This window comes from Mycolicibacterium mageritense (assembly GCF_010727475.1).
In the GTDB taxonomy this organism is placed as follows: Bacteria; Actinomycetota; Actinomycetes; order Mycobacteriales; family Mycobacteriaceae; genus Mycobacterium; species Mycobacterium mageritense.
In genome coordinates, this window is sequence record NZ_AP022567.1 from 4,629,337 (window position 1) to 4,649,346 (window position 20,010).

The 20,010-nt window shown below is 66.0% G+C and carries 18 protein-coding genes; 8 read left to right on the forward strand and 10 right to left on the reverse strand.

The window, feature by feature from the left end:
• The first annotated feature begins 18 nt into the window (after positions 1–18).
• From G6N67_RS22240 to G6N67_RS22250, 3 genes are all read left to right on the forward strand, one after another.
• The gene (locus tag G6N67_RS22240; RefSeq protein ID WP_036428854.1) at positions 19–3,303 is read left to right on the forward strand and encodes an error-prone DNA polymerase; all 3,285 of its coding nucleotides are present in this window, start codon (positions 19–21) and stop codon (positions 3,301–3,303) included.
• A 163-nt stretch (positions 3,304–3,466) separates the two neighbouring features.
• Positions 3,467–3,784 (forward strand): hypothetical protein, encoded by a 318-nt coding sequence (locus G6N67_RS22245; RefSeq protein WP_229479089.1) that lies wholly within the window; start codon positions 3,467–3,469, stop codon positions 3,782–3,784.
• 57 nt (positions 3,785–3,841) lie between these two features.
• Entirely contained in the window at positions 3,842–4,528 is a 687-nt protein-coding gene (locus G6N67_RS22250) for a FadR/GntR family transcriptional regulator (RefSeq protein WP_036428853.1), read from the forward strand.
• 114 nt (positions 4,529–4,642) lie between these two features.
• Here the strand turns inward: G6N67_RS22250 and G6N67_RS22255 are convergent, their stop codons facing one another.
• Genes G6N67_RS22255 through G6N67_RS22265 form a run of 3 tightly spaced genes read right to left on the reverse strand, consistent with a single transcriptional unit; the run spans position 4,643 to position 7,965 of the window.
• Positions 4,643–5,455, reverse strand: coding sequence for an alpha/beta fold hydrolase (locus tag G6N67_RS22255; RefSeq protein ID WP_036434328.1), 813 nt, complete (start codon positions 5,453–5,455; stop codon positions 4,643–4,645).
• Positions 5,452–6,603 carry an FAD-dependent oxidoreductase gene (locus G6N67_RS22260; protein WP_036428852.1) on the reverse strand — a complete coding sequence of 384 codons (1,152 nt, stop codon included), beginning with the start codon at positions 6,601–6,603 and terminating at the stop codon, positions 5,452–5,454. Before G6N67_RS22260 ends, G6N67_RS22255 begins: the two co-directional genes overlap by 4 nt.
• A 27-nt stretch (positions 6,604–6,630) precedes the next feature.
• The gene (locus G6N67_RS22265; protein WP_036428850.1) at positions 6,631–7,965 is read right to left on the reverse strand and encodes a carboxylesterase family protein; all 1,335 of its coding nucleotides are present in this window, start codon (positions 7,963–7,965) and stop codon (positions 6,631–6,633) included.
• Positions 7,966–8,057: 92 nt separating this feature from the next.
• Here G6N67_RS22265 and G6N67_RS22270 point away from each other — a divergent pair, with 92 nt between their 5' ends.
• Positions 8,058–8,642, forward strand: a complete 585-nt coding sequence (locus tag G6N67_RS22270) for a TetR/AcrR family transcriptional regulator (RefSeq protein ID WP_036428848.1) — start codon at positions 8,058–8,060, stop codon at positions 8,640–8,642.
• A gap of 5 nt (positions 8,643–8,647) precedes the next feature.
• Here the strand turns inward: G6N67_RS22270 and G6N67_RS22275 are convergent, their stop codons facing one another.
• Positions 8,648–10,123, reverse strand: coding sequence for a 4-hydroxyphenylacetate 3-hydroxylase family protein (locus G6N67_RS22275; RefSeq protein WP_036428847.1), 1,476 nt, complete (start codon positions 10,121–10,123; stop codon positions 8,648–8,650).
• Positions 10,124–10,408: 285 nt separating this feature from the next.
• Here G6N67_RS22275 and G6N67_RS22280 point away from each other — a divergent pair, with 285 nt between their 5' ends.
• From G6N67_RS22280 to G6N67_RS22290, 3 genes are read left to right on the forward strand one after another with little or no spacing between them, the layout of a single operon-like run.
• On the forward strand, positions 10,409–11,830 hold the full coding sequence (locus tag G6N67_RS22280) for a UbiD family decarboxylase (protein WP_036434326.1): 1,422 nt from the start codon (positions 10,409–10,411) through the stop codon (positions 11,828–11,830).
• A gap of 25 nt (positions 11,831–11,855) precedes the next feature.
• Entirely contained in the window at positions 11,856–12,320 is a 465-nt protein-coding gene (locus G6N67_RS22285) for a hypothetical protein (RefSeq protein ID WP_081812396.1), read from the forward strand.
• Positions 12,320–12,934, forward strand: coding sequence for a non-oxidative hydroxyarylic acid decarboxylases subunit B (locus G6N67_RS22290; protein ID WP_036428846.1), 615 nt, complete (start codon positions 12,320–12,322; stop codon positions 12,932–12,934). The genes G6N67_RS22285 and G6N67_RS22290 overlap by 1 nt, the downstream gene beginning before the upstream one ends.
• Here the strand turns inward: G6N67_RS22290 and G6N67_RS22295 are convergent.
• The 6 genes from G6N67_RS22295 to G6N67_RS22320 form a co-directional block, all read right to left on the reverse strand.
• Positions 12,927–13,832, reverse strand: coding sequence for a LysR family transcriptional regulator (locus G6N67_RS22295; RefSeq protein ID WP_036428844.1), 906 nt, complete (start codon positions 13,830–13,832; stop codon positions 12,927–12,929). The genes G6N67_RS22290 and G6N67_RS22295 overlap by 8 nt on opposite strands.
• Before the next feature lie 11 nt (positions 13,833–13,843).
• Positions 13,844–14,293, reverse strand: coding sequence for a nuclear transport factor 2 family protein (locus tag G6N67_RS22300; RefSeq protein ID WP_036434322.1), 450 nt, complete (start codon positions 14,291–14,293; stop codon positions 13,844–13,846).
• A gap of 188 nt (positions 14,294–14,481) precedes the next feature.
• Positions 14,482–15,297 (reverse strand): 3-(cis-5,6-dihydroxycyclohexa-1,3-dien-1-yl)propanoate dehydrogenase, encoded by an 816-nt coding sequence (gene hcaB, locus G6N67_RS22305; RefSeq protein WP_036428843.1) that lies wholly within the window; start codon positions 15,295–15,297, stop codon positions 14,482–14,484.
• Positions 15,294–15,551, reverse strand: a complete 258-nt coding sequence (locus G6N67_RS22310; protein ID WP_036428841.1) for a hypothetical protein — start codon at positions 15,549–15,551, stop codon at positions 15,294–15,296. The genes hcaB and G6N67_RS22310 overlap by 4 nt, the downstream gene beginning before the upstream one ends.
• Complete coding sequence (locus G6N67_RS22315) at positions 15,548–16,072, reverse strand: aromatic-ring-hydroxylating dioxygenase subunit beta (RefSeq protein WP_051578440.1); 525 nt, start codon at positions 16,070–16,072, stop codon at positions 15,548–15,550. Before G6N67_RS22315 ends, G6N67_RS22310 begins: the two co-directional genes overlap by 4 nt.
• Positions 16,069–17,331, reverse strand: coding sequence for a Rieske 2Fe-2S domain-containing protein (locus G6N67_RS22320; protein WP_235684054.1), 1,263 nt, complete (start codon positions 17,329–17,331; stop codon positions 16,069–16,071). The genes G6N67_RS22315 and G6N67_RS22320 overlap by 4 nt, the downstream gene beginning before the upstream one ends.
• Before the next feature lie 360 nt (positions 17,332–17,691).
• Here G6N67_RS22320 and G6N67_RS22325 point away from each other — a divergent pair, with 360 nt between their 5' ends.
• Positions 17,692–20,007, forward strand: a complete 2,316-nt coding sequence (locus G6N67_RS22325; protein WP_036428837.1) for an ATP-binding protein — start codon at positions 17,692–17,694, stop codon at positions 20,005–20,007.
• Positions 20,008–20,010: the final 3 nt, after the last annotated feature.

The following is a 20,010-nucleotide window of genomic DNA, read 5'->3' on the forward strand; positions in this document are numbered from 1 at the left end:
GTTCGATACACTGATGGGGTGGGTTGGCATAACGGTCCGCCGAGCTGGACCGAGATGGAGCGGGTGCTCACGGGCAAGCCGCGCCGCTCCGGCCTGCCGATGGAACAAGCCGGCGACGGTGGGGACAGCCCGGCCTGGTCGCGTAAGCGCGGGGTGTACCAGGCACCCGAGATGGCCCGCGGCGGTGGATCGGTCCGATACGCCGAGTTGCACGCGCATTCGGCCTACAGCTTCCTCGACGGTGCCAGCACGCCGGAGGAACTCGTCGAGGAGGCCGCCCGGCTGGATCTGCGGGCCCTTGCCCTGACCGACCATGACGGGCTCTACGGGGTGGTGCGGTTCGCCGAGGCGGCCAGGGAACTGGACGTTGCCACGGTGTTCGGGGCCGAGTTGTCGCTGGGCAACGTCCCGCGCACCGAGGATCCGGACCCGCCCGGGCCGCACCTGCTGGTGCTGGCCCGCGGGCCGGAAGGCTACCGTCGGCTGTCGCGCGAGATCGCCAAGGCGCATCTGGCCGGCGGGGAGAAGGGCAAACCCCGCTACGACTTCGACGCGCTGGCCGAGGCCGCGGGCGGGCACTGGCACATCCTCACCGGGTGTCGCAAAGGCCATGTCCGGCAAGCATTGTCGGAAGGTGGCCCGGAAGCGGCCGCGGTGGCGCTTGCCGGCCTGGTGGACCGGTTCGGGCGGGATCGGGTCAGCATCGAGCTGACGCACCACGGTCATCCGTGTGACGACGAGCGCAATGCCGTGCTGGCCGAGCTCGCGCCGAGGTTCGGCATCGATGTCGTCGCCACCACCGGCGCACACTTCGCCGGGCCCTCCCGGGGCAGGCTGGCCATGGCGATGGCCGCGATCCGGGCGCGCAATTCGATGGATGCCGCGGCGGGCTGGCTGGCGCCGCTGGGTGGCACACACCTGCGCTCGGGAGAGGAGATGGCCCGGCTGTTCGGCCCGGAGATCGTCGAGGCCGCAGCCGATCTCGGTGAGCGGTGCGCGTTCGGGCTGGCGCTCATCGCCCCGCAGTTGCCGCCCTTCGAGGTGCCCGCCGGGCACACCGAGATCAGCTGGCTGCGTCATCTGGTCGCGGTGGGTGCGGCCGAGCGGTACGGATCGGCCGAACAGGCGCCGAAGGCGTATGCGCAGATCGAGCACGAGCTGAACATCATCGAGCAGCTGAGGTTTCCCGGCTATTTCCTGGTGGTGCACGACATCACCAGGTTCTGCCGCGAAAACAACATCCTGTGCCAGGGCAGGGGATCGGCGGCCAACTCGGCGGTCTGCTATGCCCTCAAGGTCACCAACGTCGACCCGATCAAGAACGAGCTCCTGTTCGAGCGGTTCCTGTCCCCGGCCCGGGACGGTCCGCCCGACATCGACATCGACATCGAATCGGACCTGCGCGAGAACGTCATCCAGTACGTGTACGAACGCTACGGTCGCGACTACGCCGCGCAGGTCGCCAACGTCATCACCTACCGCGGGCGCAGCGCGGTACGCGACATGGCCCGCGCGCTCGGGTTTTCGCAGGGGCAGCAGGACGCCTGGAGCAAGCAGATCAGCCGGTGGAGCGGAAAAGCCGAATCCCCTGAGGTGGAGGACATCCCAGAATCGGTGATCGAGCTGGCCACCCAGATCGCCAACCTGCCCCGGCACATGGGAATCCACTCGGGTGGCATGGTGATCTGCGACCGGCCGATCGCCGATGTGTGCCCCGTGGAGTGGGCCCGCATGGAGAACCGCAGCGTGCTGCAGTGGGACAAAGACGACTGTGCGGCAATCGGTCTGGTGAAGTTCGACCTGCTCGGCCTCGGCATGCTCTCGGCGCTGCACTACGCGATCGACCTGCTCGACGAGCACAAGGGTGTCAAAGTCGACCTGGCCAAGCTGGACCTGTCCGAACAAGCCGTTTACGAGATGCTGCAGAAGGCCGATTCGGTCGGGGTGTTCCAGGTGGAGTCCCGCGCACAGATGGCCACCCTGCCGCGGCTCAAACCGCGTGAGTTCTACGACCTGGTGGTCGAGGTGGCACTGATCCGGCCCGGCCCGATCCAGGGCGGCTCGGTGCATCCCTACATCAAGCGGCGCAACGGGTTGGAGAATGTCACCTACGACCATCCGTCGATGGAACCGGCGCTGAAGAAGACGCTGGGGGTGCCACTGTTCCAGGAACAGCTAATGCAGCTGGCGGTCGACTGCGCGGGTTTCACCGCGGCCGAAGCCGATCAACTGAGGCGTGCAATGGGTTCCAAACGTTCGACCGAGAAGATGCGACGCCTCAAGGGCCGGTTCTACGACGGGATGCGCGAGAAACACGGCATCACCGGCGAGGTGGCCGAACGGATCTACGAGAAGCTCGAAGCTTTCGCGAATTTCGGTTTCCCGGAGAGTCATTCACTGAGCTTCGCGTCCCTGGTGTTCTACTCGTCGTGGTTCAAGCTGCACCATCCGGCGGCGTTCTGTGCGGCACTGCTGCGGGCCCAGCCGATGGGTTTCTATTCGCCACAGTCCCTGGTCGCCGATGCGCGGCGGCACGGGGTCACGGTGCACGGCCCAGACGTCAACGCGAGCCTGGCCTACGCCACGCTGGAGAACGCCGGTATGGACGTGCGGCTGGGCTTGGGCAGTGTCCGGCACATCGGCGACGATCTGGCCCAGCGCATCGTCGACGAACGAAACGCCAACGGGCCCTACACCGCTCTGCTCGATCTGACCGGACGCATCCAGCTGTCGGTCCCGCAGACCGAATCGCTCGCCACCGCAGGCGCGCTCGGCTGCTTCGGCATCACCCGGCGCGAGGGGTTGTGGGCGGCAGGGGCGGCAGCCAGTCAGCGGCCGGACCGGTTGCCCGGGGTGGGATCGTCATCGCATGTTCCGCCGTTGCCGGGGATGAGTGCGCTCGAGCTGGCCGCCGCCGATGTGTGGGCCACCGGTATCTCTCCGGACAGTTATCCCACGCAGTTCCTCCGCGAGGATCTCGATGCTCTCGGCGTCATCCCGGCGAACCGGTTGCTGGAAGTGCGCGACGGTACCCGGATCCTGGTGGCCGGTGCGGTAACTCACCGGCAACGACCGGCAACCGCGCAGGGGGTCACCTTCGTCAACCTGGAAGACGAGACCGGCATGGTCAACGTGTTGTGCGCGCCCGGCGTGTGGGCGCGTCACCGCAAGCTGGCGCAGACGTCGGCGGCGCTGATCATCCGCGGCATCGTCCAGAACGCCACCGGCGCGGTCACCGTCATCGCCGATCGGATGCGGCCCATCGATCTGCGGGTGGTGTCACGGTCGCGCGACTTCCGGTGACATCTGTGAGTTAGGTAACCCTTACTTAGGTGAGTGGTTCGGTGTTAGGCTCAAAGTCCTCAGAGGATCTGAGTAATCTTGAGCCCAGCCGCAAGGCCGCGTGGGCCCGGAATGCGGAAGGAATCCCGAAATGAACAGCTTGTCCATCAGGCGGTGTCGGTGCGTGCGCAAGCCAGCTCGCTCGCTGTCGCTGGGCGGTGCCCTGGCGGCTGCGGCAGCGCTGGCCGTGTTGTTCGGTCCCGCCGCGACCGTCGGTGCGGCTCCGTCCGGGCCGTCGCCTGTCGATCAGGTTGTCCGCCAGCTCAAGGAACAGGGCTATGCCGTCATCGTCAACAGGGTCGGCACAGGACGGTCCGACGACTGCGCGGTCGTTGCGATTCGGCACGGCCAGACCTACTCACGCACCGACCACGGCGTTCCCGGCGGTGATTTCTCCACCACAGTCACCGGTAAGACCGTGTATGTCGACGTGAAGTGCTGAACCACTCCGCCTCAACACCTAAGATCATCAGAGGATTCTGGGTAGAGGAGGCTGGTGGTGCCGGTTCGTGCGGTCGAACGTGATTCGCTCGTCGTGCAATGCAGCGCCGAATTGAGCCGTCTGATCGGACAGGGTGAGTGGCCAGTTGGTGCCAGGATCCCGAACGAACAGGAGCTGGCGAAGCTCCTCGGGGTCGGCCGGTCCACCAGCAGGGAAGCCGTGCGGTCCTTGATCGCGTCCGGTCAGCTGAGTTCGCGGCAAGGCTCCGGCACCTTCGTGGTCTCCGCGGTGCCGGTATCGGAGCTGGACCGTCAGATCCGGCAATCCGACATCAGTGAGGTTTCCGAGGTCCGATTGTTGTTGGAGGTCGAGGCGTGCCGGCTGGCCGCGCACCGTCGTACGCCCACGGACCTTGCAGAGATGAAGCGGCTCCTCAAGGTACGGCAATCGGCGTCGAGTACTGCTGAGGTCGTCGAGGCCGACCTCCGCTTCCATGCCGCGATCGTTGCGGCAACACATAACTCGGTACTGGTCACGTTGTATGAATCGTTCGCCGGAACGCTCCAGACGACTACTACAGCGATCTTCTCGGGTCGCGAACAATGGTCTGCCGCCACCGCCCGCCGCGATGAGAAGGCGCATTCGGACCTCTACACCGCAATCGAACGAGGCGACCCACGCGCGGCGGCACTCGTGGCCCGTCGTCTCATGGTGTGCACAGACGCCGATGCGGCAACGGATTAACGCGCCCGCGCTACCTATCCGGCGAGCACGGTCAAGACTGCTTCGAAATCGCACTCCGGGCGTCGGTCGGGTGCAAGCCGGTCGGCTGTGTCAGACGACAGGAGACCGAGCATCTCAGCTCAACGAGCATTCACCGAGCAGATCGGACAGCTCGGCGGCGACGTGTTCGGGCAATTCGATTCCGGGGAAATGAGTCTCGCCGGGCAGGCGGGTGTAGCTGAACCACGGGTTGCGGCTGCGGAACTCGTCGTGCAGTGCGTCGTACTCGGGCACCTTCGGGTGTGAGAAGACATGCCGGATCGGGCGCGGCTGGGTGAGCTTCTCCATCCGCCCCATGGGCGAGCCCCAGGTGTCGTAGGCGTTCTCGATGACGCGGCAGGCACGTGACCACATGTCGAAACCGAAACCGCCGGCCTCATGGTGCATGTGATAGTGGACCGCGGGGTTGTCGCTGCCGTCCAGCCAGGACTGCACGAGTCCGTCTCGGCCGGCCAGCCACGTCTCGCGCTGCTGGATCGCGTGCAGACCGGCGACGAACTCCGGCGGTGCCGGCGTCATGATCAGGTCGAGGATCATCACGGCAGGCACCCGGTCGGGGCCGAGTTGCTCGGCGATGTCCAGTGCGGCCCAGCCGCCGTGCGCGTGCGCGACGGGCACGAACGTCTCGATCTCCAACGCGTCCAGCAGCGCGATGGTGTCGGCGACCTGCTCGGCCACCCCGAAGTCGCCGACGGGGGTGCGGTCGGGGCCGTGGCCGCGCCAACAGACCCGGACCACACGGTGTTTCGGAATGAGGTGGGGTACCAGCCGGTCGAAGGCGCGGTGGTCGTGTGCCCACCCGGTGAGCGGGACGATCACCGGCCCCGGTTCGAGTCCTTCGTCGACGAACGCGATCTGGACGCCGTTGACGGTCATCGTGTTGGTCATGCTGTTCTCCTCCATCTAGACGTGGCGGCCGATTGCCGTCGGGCGGTGGACAGGTGCAGGTCGGAAAAACCGGGTACGCGGCCGACCGTGGACAGCAGCGGCACCCGCACGGCGTCGGGAATGTGATTGAGCAACCGCATGCCATACGACGTGCGTTGCGTTCGTTCGATCTCCGGACGCGTGCGTCGTTCCCAGCCCTTGAGCGCATCGGGGATCTCGGTGCCGGGGCGGCTCACCGTCGTGGCGAGCGCGATCGCGTTGGTCATGGCCGTTCCGCCGCCCTGCCCCAGATACGGCGGTTGAGCATGAGCGGCGTCGCCGAGAAACGCCACCGCGCCGCGGGACCACGTCGACAACTGCACGAACTCGAAGGTGTCCCAACGGATCGGAACGTCGGCGGTGGCGTCGAGCAGCGTCGACAGCATCGGGAAGCTGTGTTGCCACTGCGCGACGTTCACGCGTGATCCGTCGATGGCCGGATCGCCCGCATCGCAGACCAGGGCGAGGTAGACCCACTTCGGGGTGCACGGCGTGTACAGCAGCCGGCGTCGGCCCTGGAAGAACTCGAGGTGCTTCACCCGATCCTCGTCGGACAGATAGTCGGGCGAGGCCGGAATCATCAGCCGCGCCGCCCCCTGCGTCATGCGGATCCGGCGGTAGGCCAGGTCGAGGCTGTCGCGCAGCCGTGAGTGCACGCCGTCGGCGGCGACCACCAGATCGGCAACCTCGGTGTGTCCGTCGTCGAAATCGACTGTCCCGTTCGCGTGGACGGCAGTGGCCACCGAGTCGGTGACGAGTTCGACGCCGGCGTCGCGCGCGGCGTTCACCAGCGCGCGGATCAGTACCTCTCGCAGCAGGGTGTAGCACCTGGCCTGGCCGTCGCCGTTGATATCGATGCGGTACAACGTCTTTCCGCAATGTGACCTGGCTTCGGCGGCCGGGCCGATGTGCGCGCCGTGGGTGGCCTCGTCGAACGCTCCGATCGATTCGAGCGCGAGCAGGCCGTTGTCCCAGACATAGATACCGGCACCCACCGCGCGGATCTCGGGTTGGCGCTCGTGCAATCGGACGGTCCAGCCGCGTCGGGCAAGTGCGGTGGCGGCGGTCAATCCGCCGATGCCGCCGCCGATGACGGTGGCATTGCTCATGGTGGCCTCTCTGTGTCGATTGGGTGGTCAGGGCAGTGCGTGCACGCGCCGGGACCCGGGTCGGTGCATCCGCCAGTCCCCGCAGATCTCGCCGGTGCGGACGAACTGGCCCCAGTGCTCGCGGGTGCGCACGCCGATCGTGGTGATCTCGCCGGCGGTGAGCGGCGACACCATGGGCGCGTTCTTCCAGGCCTCGCCGTCACCGAACAGCAGCGGGAGCTCGATGCAGTGGCAGGCGCCGAAGGGGTTCGCGGGATGCAGCGATCCGACGCGGTAGCGGTACACGCCCGCCCCGGCATCGGCGAGCAGATCGGCGAGTTGGTCTGTCGGTTTGTCGAAGGCCTTGGCCTGTACTGCTTTCTGCACGATCACAGCGAGGGGCTTGCCGATCACCGGAACGCGGCGTAGTGCCGAGAAGAACGGGTGCGGACCGTAGAAGGCCGCCATCTCGTCGACGGTGGTGCCGATCAGGACGCGCAGGTCAGCGGCCCGCTCGATGACGGTCTTTTTCCATTCGGGTTCGTCGGGCAGGGGAGTGATCCCGCCGACCGGTCGCAGCGGGGGTGCCGAATTGAGACCGAGCCGCCCGGCCAACCGGCGGGCAGCACGGGCCTGCGCGTCGAGAATCTCGGCGTCAGTCGCCTCGCGGGGATCGGCACCGAGCACACCGCGGAAGACGTCGGCCACCCGCTGCGCCTCACCCGGGCTGTGGAATGCGATACCCAGCGGTGCGCTCTGGATGATGGCCTGGTCGAAAAGTGTTCGAGTGCGCTCGATCCCGAGCATCGCGACGACGGATTGCGCGCCGGCGGACTGGCCTGCGACCGTCACCCGGGACGGGTCTCCGCCGAACTCTGCGATGTGGTCGTGTATCCACTCCAGTGCGGCGATCTGATCGAGCAACCCGAGGTTGCCGGGCGATACGCCGGCGGCTCGCAGATAGCCGAAGGCGCCGACGCGGTAGCTGACGGCGACGACCACAATGTCGGTTTCCCGTACCAGTTGGTCGGCGTCGTAGAGATTCCACTCGCCGCTGCCGGACAGGTAGGCCCCGCCGTGCAGCCAGACCAGGACCGGCCGCGAGCCCGGTTCTGCGCCGGCCGGCGCGGTGACCGTGACGCGTAAGCAATCCGGGCTCTGCCGGTACCGGGCCGGTGCGCCCATGACCGCTTCCAGGCGCGACGGCAGCTGGGGTGCGGCCGGGCCACGGCCAGTGGCATCTAAACCGCTGTTGGCCAAGGGGATCGGGCGGGGCGGCCCGAATCTTTCCGCCTGCGCGTAGCGAATTCCGCGGAAGACCGCGATGTCGCCGGACAGGCGGCCGCGCCACCGGCCTGACGTGGTCAGCACCTCGTCGTGCATACCTTCCCACCTTCTATCGCAAGTTGACCTGCGATAGCCTCACGGTAGGTGGTCGGCTCGCATATCGCAAGTCAAACTGCGATAATCGCGACATGGTTGATCGACCGAATCCTGACCGGCAAGTGCGTGGCGCCAAGCTGCGCGCGCTGGTCCTGGACGCCACGATCGCCCGAATCGAAGCGGTCGGGATCGACAACGTCCGTATCGCCGACATCGCCGAAGCGGCCAGAGTTCACGAGACGTCGCTGTATCGACGATGGAAGACGCTGTCGCGGTTGCTGGTTGACGCACTGGTCTCGCGTACCGCAGCGGAGATCCTGATACCCGACACCGGCTCGGTCGAATCTGATCTGGAGACCTTCACGGCCGATCTTGCCCGGTTCGCCCAGACCCGCGCCGGGACGGCGATGATCCGCAGCACCGTGGTCTCGGACACCGATCCCGAAGTTGAGGCCGCCCGCCGCGAATTCTGGTTACAGCGCTTATCGGCTGCCGAGGAGATCATCAAACGCGGGATCACCCGCGGCGAGGTCGCCGCCGATACCGATGCACAACTGGTGGTGCTGACTCTCGGCGGGCTGGTCCACCTGTACGTGAGCCATATCGGCGGCCCGATCCCGGCGGACCTTCCCCAGCGGGTGGTGCACCTGATCCTGCCCGGGATCGCGCCGAAATAGTCGTCTTAAATGAAGGCCGGTGCCTGCTCGTCTTTTTCGGCGGCCTCGGCAATTCGCAGCAGGGGATCGACCAGTGATTCCGACATCTCGAACTGTGCGACGTCATGGTCGAGTTGATAGGAGCGCGCGGCCGAGCCGAGGTAGAACCGCTCGTACAGTTCGTTGCGCCCGCCCAGTGCGGTTCCGGCGAAATCCCAGGCGGCCCGGAACAGCCGGACACGTTCTTTGGCATCGAACCGGTTGGCGCCCTGCAGATACTTGTCGAGCAAGGGGCGTAGTTCCGGATTGTCGAAGGCGGCCTCGGACGGTGTGGCGAGCAGGTTGTGGGAGCCGAGCAGCTTGATGATCTCGTTCACCCTCGGAAACCACTGTGGCAATGTCGGACGCAAGGCGCGGAACGGACGCTCATCGCAGAACCAGATGCCGTTGCCCCACTCTCGAGCACCCGCCTCCGCGGCGACCAGCAGTGCGCGGGTCATCTCCGCGTACGTCCACAGTTCACCAAGCAACTCCTTGGTACGCGGGTCGGACGCATTGATCGACTTGCAGAACCTGCTGACCAGCTCGTACGCGAATCGCAACTTGGCCTCGGCGCGAATCGTCGTCTGCTGCATGATGTTGGCGGTCCAACCGTTCATCATGGCCGCGTTCCACACCTCGGTGTTGCCGTCGATGAACACCCGGCTGCGCGGGATCTCGACGTCATCGAAGATCAGGAAGGCATCCTGTTCGTCGAAGCGTCCCGAGAAGGGCGCGTCGAAATGGGCCATGTCGGTCGAGAACGCGTCCCGGCAGAGGAGTTTGAGCCCGGGGGAGGCAATGGGCGCGGAGAACGCGATCGCGTACTTGTGGGCATCTCTGGGCAGCGGCTGGCCCGGGTAGACCGCGACTTCGTCGGAGAACGGGGCGAGTGTGCTGAGCACCATCGCGCCGCGCACCACGATGCCGTCCGCGGTGTCGGCGACCTTGTGCAGTGCCATCTGGCCGTCGGCTGCCGCGAGGTCGCCGATACCCTTGTCGACGGTCGGTCGGATGATCGCATGGGTGAGCGCCAGATCGTCACGGGCCAGATCGGCCTGGAACCGCACGAGATTGGCCGCGCCCTCTTCGTTTCCGCTGCGTGACCAGACGTCGGACCGCCCGGCATGGCCGGCGAGGGAGACGTTGACATAGTCGGGCGACCGGCCGAGCAATCCGACCGAATACCGGGCGGCGTGCGCCAAAGATGTTCCACGGCGGGCGATGTCCTCGCGCGAGCGGGGGATCAGGTGGCTGATGTTGGTGAGCTCACCCGTTTCCGGATGCGTGAACAGACAGTCGCCGGCGTGGTCGTGCTGCAGGTCATACAGGCCCGCCACCGACTGCACCGCACCGGCGAACGGTTCGTATTCCGTTACATCGGAGACGCGTTGGCCGCCGATCCATACCTCGCGTCCGTCACGCAACCCCGAGATGTACTCCTTGCCGGTTCGTGCCGCCATTCCGTCTCCTCCAGTGGTGTGGTTATGCGACTTCGTCGTGGTCCGCTGTGTTTCGGACCATCGGCTTTCCGGTCATGACCGTATGAATCCGTGGTAAGCGCAGCAATGCCGTCGGTCCGGCAGCCGGAACGGGCGCCATCTGCCAATCCGATGGTGGATATCTGAACCATCTATTGGACATATGGGCACTCGGCACGCAAGGTGGAAGTGCAGGACTATTACGCGCCGTTCCTGCGAAATACATTCGGATGCAAGGGGTTAGGCAACATGGCGGTATTCCGTGACTTGCGGCACTACATCGGCACTCTGACCGAGAAGCTGGGCGCCGACGAGGTGCAGACCATCAAGGGTGCCAACTGGGATCTCGAAATCGGTTGCATCACCGAGTTGTCGGCCGAGAAGGAGGGCCCGGCATTACTTTTCGACGACATCCCCGGATACCCGTCGGGATATCGCGTCTTCACCAACTTCATGGGGACCGTGTCGCGTTGCGCGGTTGCCCTGGGCCTGCCCGCAGACACCTCGGCGATGGACATCATCCGTGCTTGGAAGGATCTCGGCAAGCGCATCGAACCCATTCCGCCCGTCGAGGTTTCCGAGGGCGCCATCCTGGAAAACGTGCGCGAGGGGGATGACGTTGACCTGGAGATGTTCCCGACGCCGCGGTGGCACGACGGCGACGGCGGGCGCTACATCGGCACCGCGTGCATGGTCATCACGCGTGATCCGGACACAGGCTGGGTCAACGTCGGTACCTACCGGGGATGCGTGCAGGGCAAGGACCGGCTGTCGCTGTGGATGCTCGGAAACCGGCACGCGCTCGCGATCGCCAAGAAGTACTGGGATCGGGGCACGGCGTGCCCGATCGCGGTTGTCGTCGGTTGCGATCCGATTCTGACCACCGCCGCCGCCATCGCCGCCCCATCGGGGGTGTGTGAGTACGACGTCGCGGGTGGACTTCGTGGCGTGGGTGTCGAGGTGATCGCCGCGCCCGGCACCGGGCTGCCGATCCCGGCCAACGCCGAGATCGTCCTCGAGGGCGAGATGCCGCCGGTGGAAGAGGAGTCGGTGCACGAAGGCCCGTTCGGGGAATGGACCGGCTACTTCACCCATGCCGGCGACGAGACCGTCGTGCGCGTGCAGCGCATCCTGCACCGGGATTCGCCGATCATCCTCGGCGCGCCGCCGATGATCCCCACGGTGCCCGCCGGCGACCAGGCGGTGCCGCTGTACTCGGCCTCGGTCACCTGGGATCACCTGGAGGCCTCCGGTGTGCAGAACATCAAGGGGGTCTGGGCCTACGCGCGTCAGCTCATGATGGTCATCTCGATCGAGCAGACGGGTGCGGGCGACGCCATGCATGCGCTGCTCGCCGCCGCGGGCCGTAAGCGCACCGGGGGAGTGGATCGCTATTTCGTGGTGGTCGACGAGGACATCGACATCACCGACATCAACCACGTGCTGTGGGCGCTGTTCACCCGTGTCGATCCCGCCGAATCGATACACGTGCTGCGGACGCCCACGACCGCGATCGACCCGCGGTTGTCACCGGCCAAGCGGGAAGCCGGCGACATGTCGATGGGCTTCGTGTTGATCGACGCGTGCAAGCCGTTCGCATGGAAGGACTCCTACCCGCGGGCGAACCGGTTCGACGAGCCGTACCGGGCCGAGATCCGCGATCGGTGGAAGGCGAAACTATCGCTCTGACAGGGGTCGAGGAAGGTGGAAAGTGATGATGCCGAAGGTGCCCGGCGATATCGCCGAGTTGTTGCGCGGTTTCCCGGATGTCGATGTGCAGGAGCAGGCGTTCGCATTCCTGACCGTTGACACCGGCGGCTATCCGCACAGCGCACTGCTGTCTCGCACCGAGCTCGAACCCAGCATCGACGAGGCGGTGTTGTTCGCGGTGGTGGCGAGTCCGCGGACCAGGGCCAACCTTCGACGTACCGGGACGGCCGGCCTCATCGCGATCGACGGCACGGCCTGTCATCACCTGAAGCTGCGCATGACCGGGTCGTTGGCCGACCGCGGGGTGCTCGGCTGCATCTTCACCGTGGTCGAGCACAAGCGCGACGACCTCGGAATACCGCTGCAGCCGATGACTTTCCGCACGTCCGCGGACCTCGCGGAGCAAGAGGACTGGCCGAGGACTCGTGATCTTTTCGTGCGGCTCCGAGCGGGATACGAGCAGTCGTGATGCGTGATACGCCGACGCGCATCATCGTCGCGATCAGCGGTGCCAGCGGTGCACCGTTCGCGGTGCGACTGCTGGAGACGCTGCGCGAGATGCCCGATGTCGAAACCCATTTGGTGATGAGTACCTGGGGTAAATCGAACATCGAGGTGGAGACCGACCGCACGGTGTCCGAAGTCGTCGCCTTGGCCGACGTGACGTACAAGCTCGGTGAGCAGGGCGCGGCGATCTCATCCGGCTCGTTCCGCACCACCGGGATGATCATCGTGCCGTGCAGCATGAGAACGTTGTCCGCCATCCGCTACGGGATGGCGGACAACCTCATCTGCCGGGCGGCCGACGTCGTGCTCAAAGAGGGCCGGCAGCTGGTGCTGGTGCCGCGAGAGACCCCGCTGAACACCATCCATCTGGAGAACATGCTGGCGTTGAGCAGAATGGGGGCGCGGGTCGTGCCGCCGATGCCGGCCTTCTACAACCACCCGCAGACCATCGCCGACATCGTCGACCATGTTGTGGTGCGCATTCTCGATCAGTTCGGGCTGGACGCCCCGCAAGCGAAACGGTGGCGCGGACTGGGCGCGGCCCGGCGGGACCGCGTGGGCCACGACCTCAGCTAGGCAGATGGCGCCGAGTACGTGCCGACATGGTCGCGGCGTGCTCGACGAAGGCCTGCGCGGCGGGATCGAGGGCGGGACGATCGCGCCAGATGATCCCGAGCCGGCCGGGCGGCAGTTCGGGCACCCGCACGCTCATCAACCGATCACTTTGCGCCAGAGCAGATTCAGGCACCAGGCCGACGCCGAGGCCTTGCTCGACAAGAGCCACCAACACGTCGGGGTCACTGGCCTCGAAGGCGATCCGGGCGCGAACCCCGGCCTTCTCGAGAGCCCGGTCGAATTGCCACCGCAAGCCCGAACCCTCCGGTAGCGCGATCAACGGATGTTCGGCCAACTCACCGAGCGATGCTTCGTCATGGCGGGCGAGCGCGGACGATGGGGGCAGTATGGCGATCACCGCCTCCCGATGCAGTTCACGAACCTGCATACCGCGCGTCGTCGCATCGGTGAGACTCGTGAACGCCACATCCAGTCGGCCATCGGAGATGCGCTGCGTGAGCATCGATGCGGCATCCTCGATCAGAGACAGATCGACACCCGGATGGCTGCGATGGAATAAAGCCAACAGCTCGGGAAGGTCGATACTGCGGGGTGAGATCGAGGTGATGGTCCCGATCGCCACCCGCCCGTGCAGCAGGCCCGCGAGGCCATCGACTGCGGCACGCCCGGCCGCGAGCGCATCCATCGCCGAACGCACGTGGGGTAGCAGGGCCGCACCGGCCGCGGTCAGCTTGGCCGCCCGCGGATGTCGCTCGAACAGTTGCTGCCCGACGTCGCGTTCGAGCGCCTTGATGTGCGCGCTGACCCCGGATTGGGCGAGATGCAGGCGCAGGCCGGCGGCGGTGAAGGTGCCCTCCTCCGCCACCGCGACAAAGCACTGCAACTGGTGAATGTCCATCTCGGCCGAATTTAGCGCGGATCCGGTGCCGGCGGCTCCTCGCTCAACGGCGTCACCTGGTAGGACAGCATGCGCCAACGCCCGTTGGTGCGTCGCCAGACAACCAGCATCGACCAGAACACGCCGGCGCTGACCCGGTTGGCCACAGCCGGTGAGGTGCCCGGGTCGTTCCCGTCCAGGGTTCCCTTCAGCGATTGTCTGCCCCAGCAGAGTGCGATGTCACCGAATGTCTTGACCTGCAGATCGAAGTACTCCATCTCAAGGTCACGTGAGTTCATCGTGGTCTGGATGTGCTCTTCGGCCGTGATGAGGTGCCCGGGAAGCTCGGTGCCCACGAATTCGGCATCGTGCAGGTCCACGAGTGTCGCGTGGTCCCGGTTGACGATCGCCTCCTTCATCCTGGGGTACTGCGCGAGCACCTCCGCCACGGCTGCGGGGTCATTGACAAGGTATTGAGCCAACTTCTGATTCTCCTGTGGTGTACCGCAATTGGTGTGCGCTGATCGTGCTTCTCGCATGCGTGCGGATGACAGCATCCAGCCGTCGGATGAAAGGCGAGAAATGAAAGGGATTGCACCCGGTAGCGGTCGGTGACACCGACTCAATCCCGCGCCGGGTGCCGTAAGGCATCCGAGTCTATCAGAGCGATTCAGGAGATCAGTTCGCCGCCAAGCGGAACCAGGCCGCGGCTGTGCAGGCCGCCGTCGGAGTTGATCACGCAGCCGGTGACCGACTTCGTGCGTTCCTTGCAGGCAAGGTACACATAGGCCCAGGCGTGGTCGGCGGGTTCGGAGGCGACCTGCAGTGGGTTGGTGCGGCGGATCAGCGTCGGCAGGTCCGGCATGTCGACCAGACGCTGTTCCCCGGTAGCCGTCGCCTCCAGGCCGCGCAGCGCTGTGACGGTGCCGCCCGGTGCCACCGCGTTGACCCGGATGTCCGGCGCGAGTTCGAAAGACAGCTGCGCCAGCAGGCCGCGTACGGCGAACTTCGACCCGGTGTAGAGCGGCCCGCCGCCGCCCGGCAGGTAGCCGGCGTTGGAGATGGTCAGGACGACGTTGCCTCGCGACTTTTGGAGTTCGGGCAGCGCAGCTTTCACCGCCAGCAGTGTCCCTTTGACATTCACGTCGAACATCTCGCTGAACGCCGCATCGAGGTTGTCTTCGGGGAGGCTTTCCAGCGATGCGAAGTAGTCGAAGATCCCCGCGACCGTGACGAGCACATCGATGCCGCCGAACTCGCGCACCGTCTCTGCGACACACCGCTGGTGGTCGCCGTACCGTCGCACATCCCCCTCGGTGGCCCATACATTCTGGCGCGCACGAAGTTCGGTGACCGCATCGCCGTCGCGGTCGAGCACCGAAACCCGTGCGCCTTCAGCCACGAACCGGTCGACGACCGCCCGGCCGATTCCGGTGCCGCCGCCGGTGACCACCACGGTCTTGCCCGTCAGCCAGCCATCGGTCACAGCGGCGCCCGATCGTCTGACGTGACGAAATCTGGCTCCTCGACGCCGATCTCGGGCCGGCACGGACCTATCGAACCCTCCAGCATCCGGGTGAAGGTATCGGTGGTCTGCCACGTCAGCGCCTCCAGCTCGACCGGGTCGAGCCGGATGGTGGTGCCGCGTCGCGGTGACGAGATCTGCAGGCGCTCCCCATTTCCGGTGCTGACGACCTCAAGGACGACGTCGGCGAATTCGTTGCTGAGACGCGTTGTCACAGGAAGATCCCCAGGTTCGCCGTCAACAAGGTGGTATGGGCCAGGTGAACCGTGCGCCGGGCCAGGCGCCATCCGTCGGCGGTGTCGCGCAGCACATCGAAACGCTCGCCGACCAGGATGTCGTAATCCGCCAGGTCGCCCTGTGCCCGGTAGCAGAGGAAATTGCTGCGGACGTTGTACTCGTCGTCACCTAATGGGTCGACGCGCACATTGGTGATGAGACGTTGAGTACGCGACGGCGGATCCTCGGCGTACGCGTGCTCGGTGTACAGCCGCGCCACCCGCATCTTCATCGACGCGAGGGTCTCCTTCATGTGGAAGCCGGTCGGGGAGAACTCCAGGTTGCGCGCCTCGGGCCCCCGGGTAACCCGGATGGGCATCAGGTACTCAAGGTCGTCTGCGAGGCCGCTGAGCCACAGGTCGAACTCGTGGTGGTCCAGCCGCTCCGCCTCCAGGTACAGAAACCGGGCACAGTCGGCGGCGACATCGCGGGTCAGGCCGACTGGGGCATCGATGGTCACGAGCGCGCTCCGTTCTCGGTCAGTTCTTGTGCGGCGGGCGTCATCTCGCGAAGCCAGCGGCGGTAGAAGGCCCGCTGCGGTGCCTCGCCGAGCGCGGTGGTCGTGGCGATACCGGGATACTGCCAGTCCGTGTCCTCGGCATAGTCACTCATGCCGTCGAGACCGAGCTGAAAATTGAAACGCATACCGCATTTCCGGGCGAACACCGATTTGCCGGCTTGCGGTGCGCCGCCCCACACCACGGTGTCGTCCTGCTCGAGGATGCCGGCCGGGCCGTGCATGCTCAGTCCGGCGATGTAGGCGTCCTCGTTCAATCCGGCGGGTGCGGACTTCCAGCCGAGGGTCCAGTTCCAGTTGACGATGCCATCGGGCCCGACCGGCTGCCACTGACGTAGGTGGGTGAACACCATCGGCGGCGCGTCGGGATGCGGTGCAGCGGGCACGCGGACCAGACCGAAGTTCGGGAAGATGAGGAACGTTGTGGCCGAGTGGTTTTCGACGAACTGACGCTGCAAGGGCGTCAACCGCTCGAGCTGGAAGGTCTCGGCGACCTCCGGCGGGTATCCGGAGGTGTGCCACGGCGGAGGAAGGAAGCCGTTGTTGACGATCATGCCGTGGCCGTGTTCGAAGTACACATGCCGGGACACGCCCTGCGGGCCCGCCCCTCCGGTCTCGATCCGGGGGAACATGCCGACGTCCTCGGCAGAGCGGTGTAGTGACGGGACGTGGTAGGCGTCGGCCATGAAGTTCTCCGCGCCAGACTTCCAATTGGCCGGTACCCGCCAGCGGTGCGGTTCGCCGATGGTCGTCATTCCCGAGTCGTTCAGGCCGAGCAGGACGTCGAGGTACCAGCGCATGTCGCCGAGGTACTCGTCGAGCGTGGGAGCGTCGGGATCGAGCGCGGCGAACACCAGACCGTGCACCGAATCCACGTGCGGGGCCGCCGCGAGCCCCCAGCTGCCGGCATCGAGCTTCTTGTATGCCTTCTTCCGGTAGGGCGCCCCACTCCATTCGCCCGTATTCTTGAAAACCCATGAGTGATAAGGGCATCGGAAATGGGAGCTGTTGCCCTTCTCGACGCGGCACACCGTGCTACCGCGGTGCGTGCATTTGTTGAACAGAACGTGGATCAACCCGTCTTCGTCCCGGACGACGATGAATTGGTCCTGCCCGATGTAGCGGAGCACATAGTCGCCCGGTTCGGGGATCTCCGACTCGTGCGCGACGAAGCACCAGCAGCGGGCGAAAATCCGTGCCATTTCCCGTTCGTAGAGGTCAGGGTCATTGAAGATGCGTGGCGATATCACGCCGCCTGCGAGGTCGGATTCGGCGGTGCGGAGAAACTCCGATATCGGGTCCATTGATGCGGGCCGAACCGCCGAATCGCCATTGCGTAACTGCTCGATCAATGTTGGTTCTCCTTGAGTGTGGACGGTTGTCGACGAATGCCGGGTAACCTACGAGCGCGCCGGGGGCGACCCCAAGTGGCGTGGTCCGGACCGTGGAACAGCGTCGGAATTTTCCGAATCTCGGTTTGCCAGCTTCGATTCGCGTGGCGAAGTACGCATTGTTGGCTATGGTTTTCAACCGAATGCACCACCTATGCGCGAGGTCAGTCCATGGACAACACGCCGCCTTCGGGGCCGCGCCACCTGCTGCCCGCCGACCTGACGAGTCTCGTCGGGCGCCGGGCCGAGGCGGCCGAGGTGCGCCGGCTGCTGGGATCCTCGCGGTTGGTCACGTTGATCGGAATCGGTGGGGTCGGAAAAACCCGTCTGGCCACGCAGGTCGCCCGCAAGTCGCAACGGGCGTTCGCCGACGGCGTGGCCTTGGTGGAGCTCGCCGGCGTCACCGACCCCGGACTGGTCCCGCTTGCGGTCGCGGAGTCGCTGGGGCTCGCGGTGCGGCACCAGGATGTCGTATGGGCGCTCACCGAGTATCTGCGGGCGCGCGATCTGTTGCTGATTCTGGACAACTGCGAGCACCTCCTCGACCAGTGCGCGGTGCTCGCTCGAAATTTGCTGTCGGCCTGCCCGACGCTGCGCATCCTGGTCACCAGCCGCGAAGCGCTGAGGGTCAGCGGGGAGCATGTCTTCCTCGTTCCGCCGCTCGCCATCCACCGCAGCGACGGCGATCGGGACACCGCTCCGACCGAGGCGGTCCAGTTGTTCGGCGAGCGTGCGGTTGCGGTGGACCCGGACTTCCGGATCACCGCCGAGAACTCCTCGGACATCGTGGAACTGTGTTCTCGCCTGGACGGTTTGCCGCTGGCGATCGAACTGGCCGCGGTTCGGATGCGCGCGCTCACGCCGGCGGCGTTGCTCGACCGGCTCGACCATCGTCACGATCTTCTCAACGTCGGCGACCGATCGGCCGCGCCACGGCACCACTCGTTGCGAGCCGCGCTGGAATGGAGCTACGAGCTGTGCTCCGAACCGGAACGGCGGTTGTGGGAACGCCTTTCGGTGTTTTCTGGATGGATCATGCTGAGCGCCGCGGAGTGCATCTGTAGTGACGACGTGCTTCCGCGAGAGGATATCGCCGGGCACTTGTCCGCACTGGTCGACAAGTCGATCGTGGCGCGCCACGTCGCCGAGGGGCACCAGGGCTACCGGTTGCTGGAGACCGTCGCCGAGTACGGCAGGGAGCAACTGCGCTGCCGTGGTGAAGAAGCGGCCGTGCGCGGGAGGTACCGCGCCTACTATTGCCGGCTGGCACACGAATTCGAGAGCCACTGGTTCGGACCCGACCAGCTCGACCTGGTCGGGCGGATGAGAAACGAACAGGTCAATGTTCGCGCCGTCCTCGGCGCGGTGCTCGATGATCCGGATGGCGGACGGGCCGCGTTGCAGATGGCGGCAGACCTGTTCTGGTACTGGCTGGGTTGTGGCCAGCTTCGCGAAGGCAGGCACTGGCTGGACCGTGCGCTGGCAGCCGATGCCTCGCCGAGCTCCGAGCGAGCGGCCGCGCTGTGGGCGAACGGGTACATCGCGATCGCGGAGGGCAAGACCGTCGTTGCGCTGCAGATGCTGCGGGAGAGCCAGTCGCTTGCCGAATCCCTCGGCGATACCGTCAATCTGGCGCACGCCACGCATTTCAGGGGAGTGGCCGAACACAATCTCGGCAACACCACACTGGGCACCGAGCTGATCCGGGAAGGATCGGTGCTGGAAGAAGCCGGGGGGCCGAGCCTGCACCACGTGCTCGCTCAGGAGCAGGTCGGCTGGCTGCACTGCCGGCGCCGCGACCCGCAACAGGCGGTGGAGGTGCTCGGCCGATGTTTGGCGGAATGTGACCTGCGGGACGAACGCTGGCTGCGGTCATGGATTTTGACGTTCTTGGGCCTGGCCAACTGGATGTTGGGCGAGTTGGATCTCGCACAACGGCAACTGCGAGAGGCGTTGGCCGGCAAGACCCGCTTCCACGACTCCCTGGGCACCGCCGTGGTCATCGAACTGAGCGCATGGCTGGCCGCCAGACAAGACCAATCGCGACGGGCGGCACGGTTGCTCGGCGCGGCGCAACGTGCCTGGGAACCCATCGGCAACTATCCCGGCGGGTTCGAGCTGCCGAACTGGAACGACGAGATCTCAGCAGAGTTGCGGGCCGCGTTGGGCGACAATGAGTTCGAGGCACTGCTGGCCGAAGGCCGTGGAATGAGTATCGACAAGGCCGTCGGTGAGGCCATGGGCGATTCTGCGCCGGCATCTGCCGCGCCTGATCTGCCGGACCGGCCCCTGGCAAGTCTGAGCCGCCGGGAGGCCGAGGTGGCGGGCATGGTGGCCGAAGGCATGACGAACAAGCAGATCGCCCAGGCTCTCGTGTTGTCGTTGCGCACCGTCGAGAGCCATGTCGAACACATCTTCGCCAAGCTCGGGGTGCGGTCCAGAACCCAGGTCGCGGTGCTGTACGCGGCCGGTCAATCGCCGCGCTGAGCC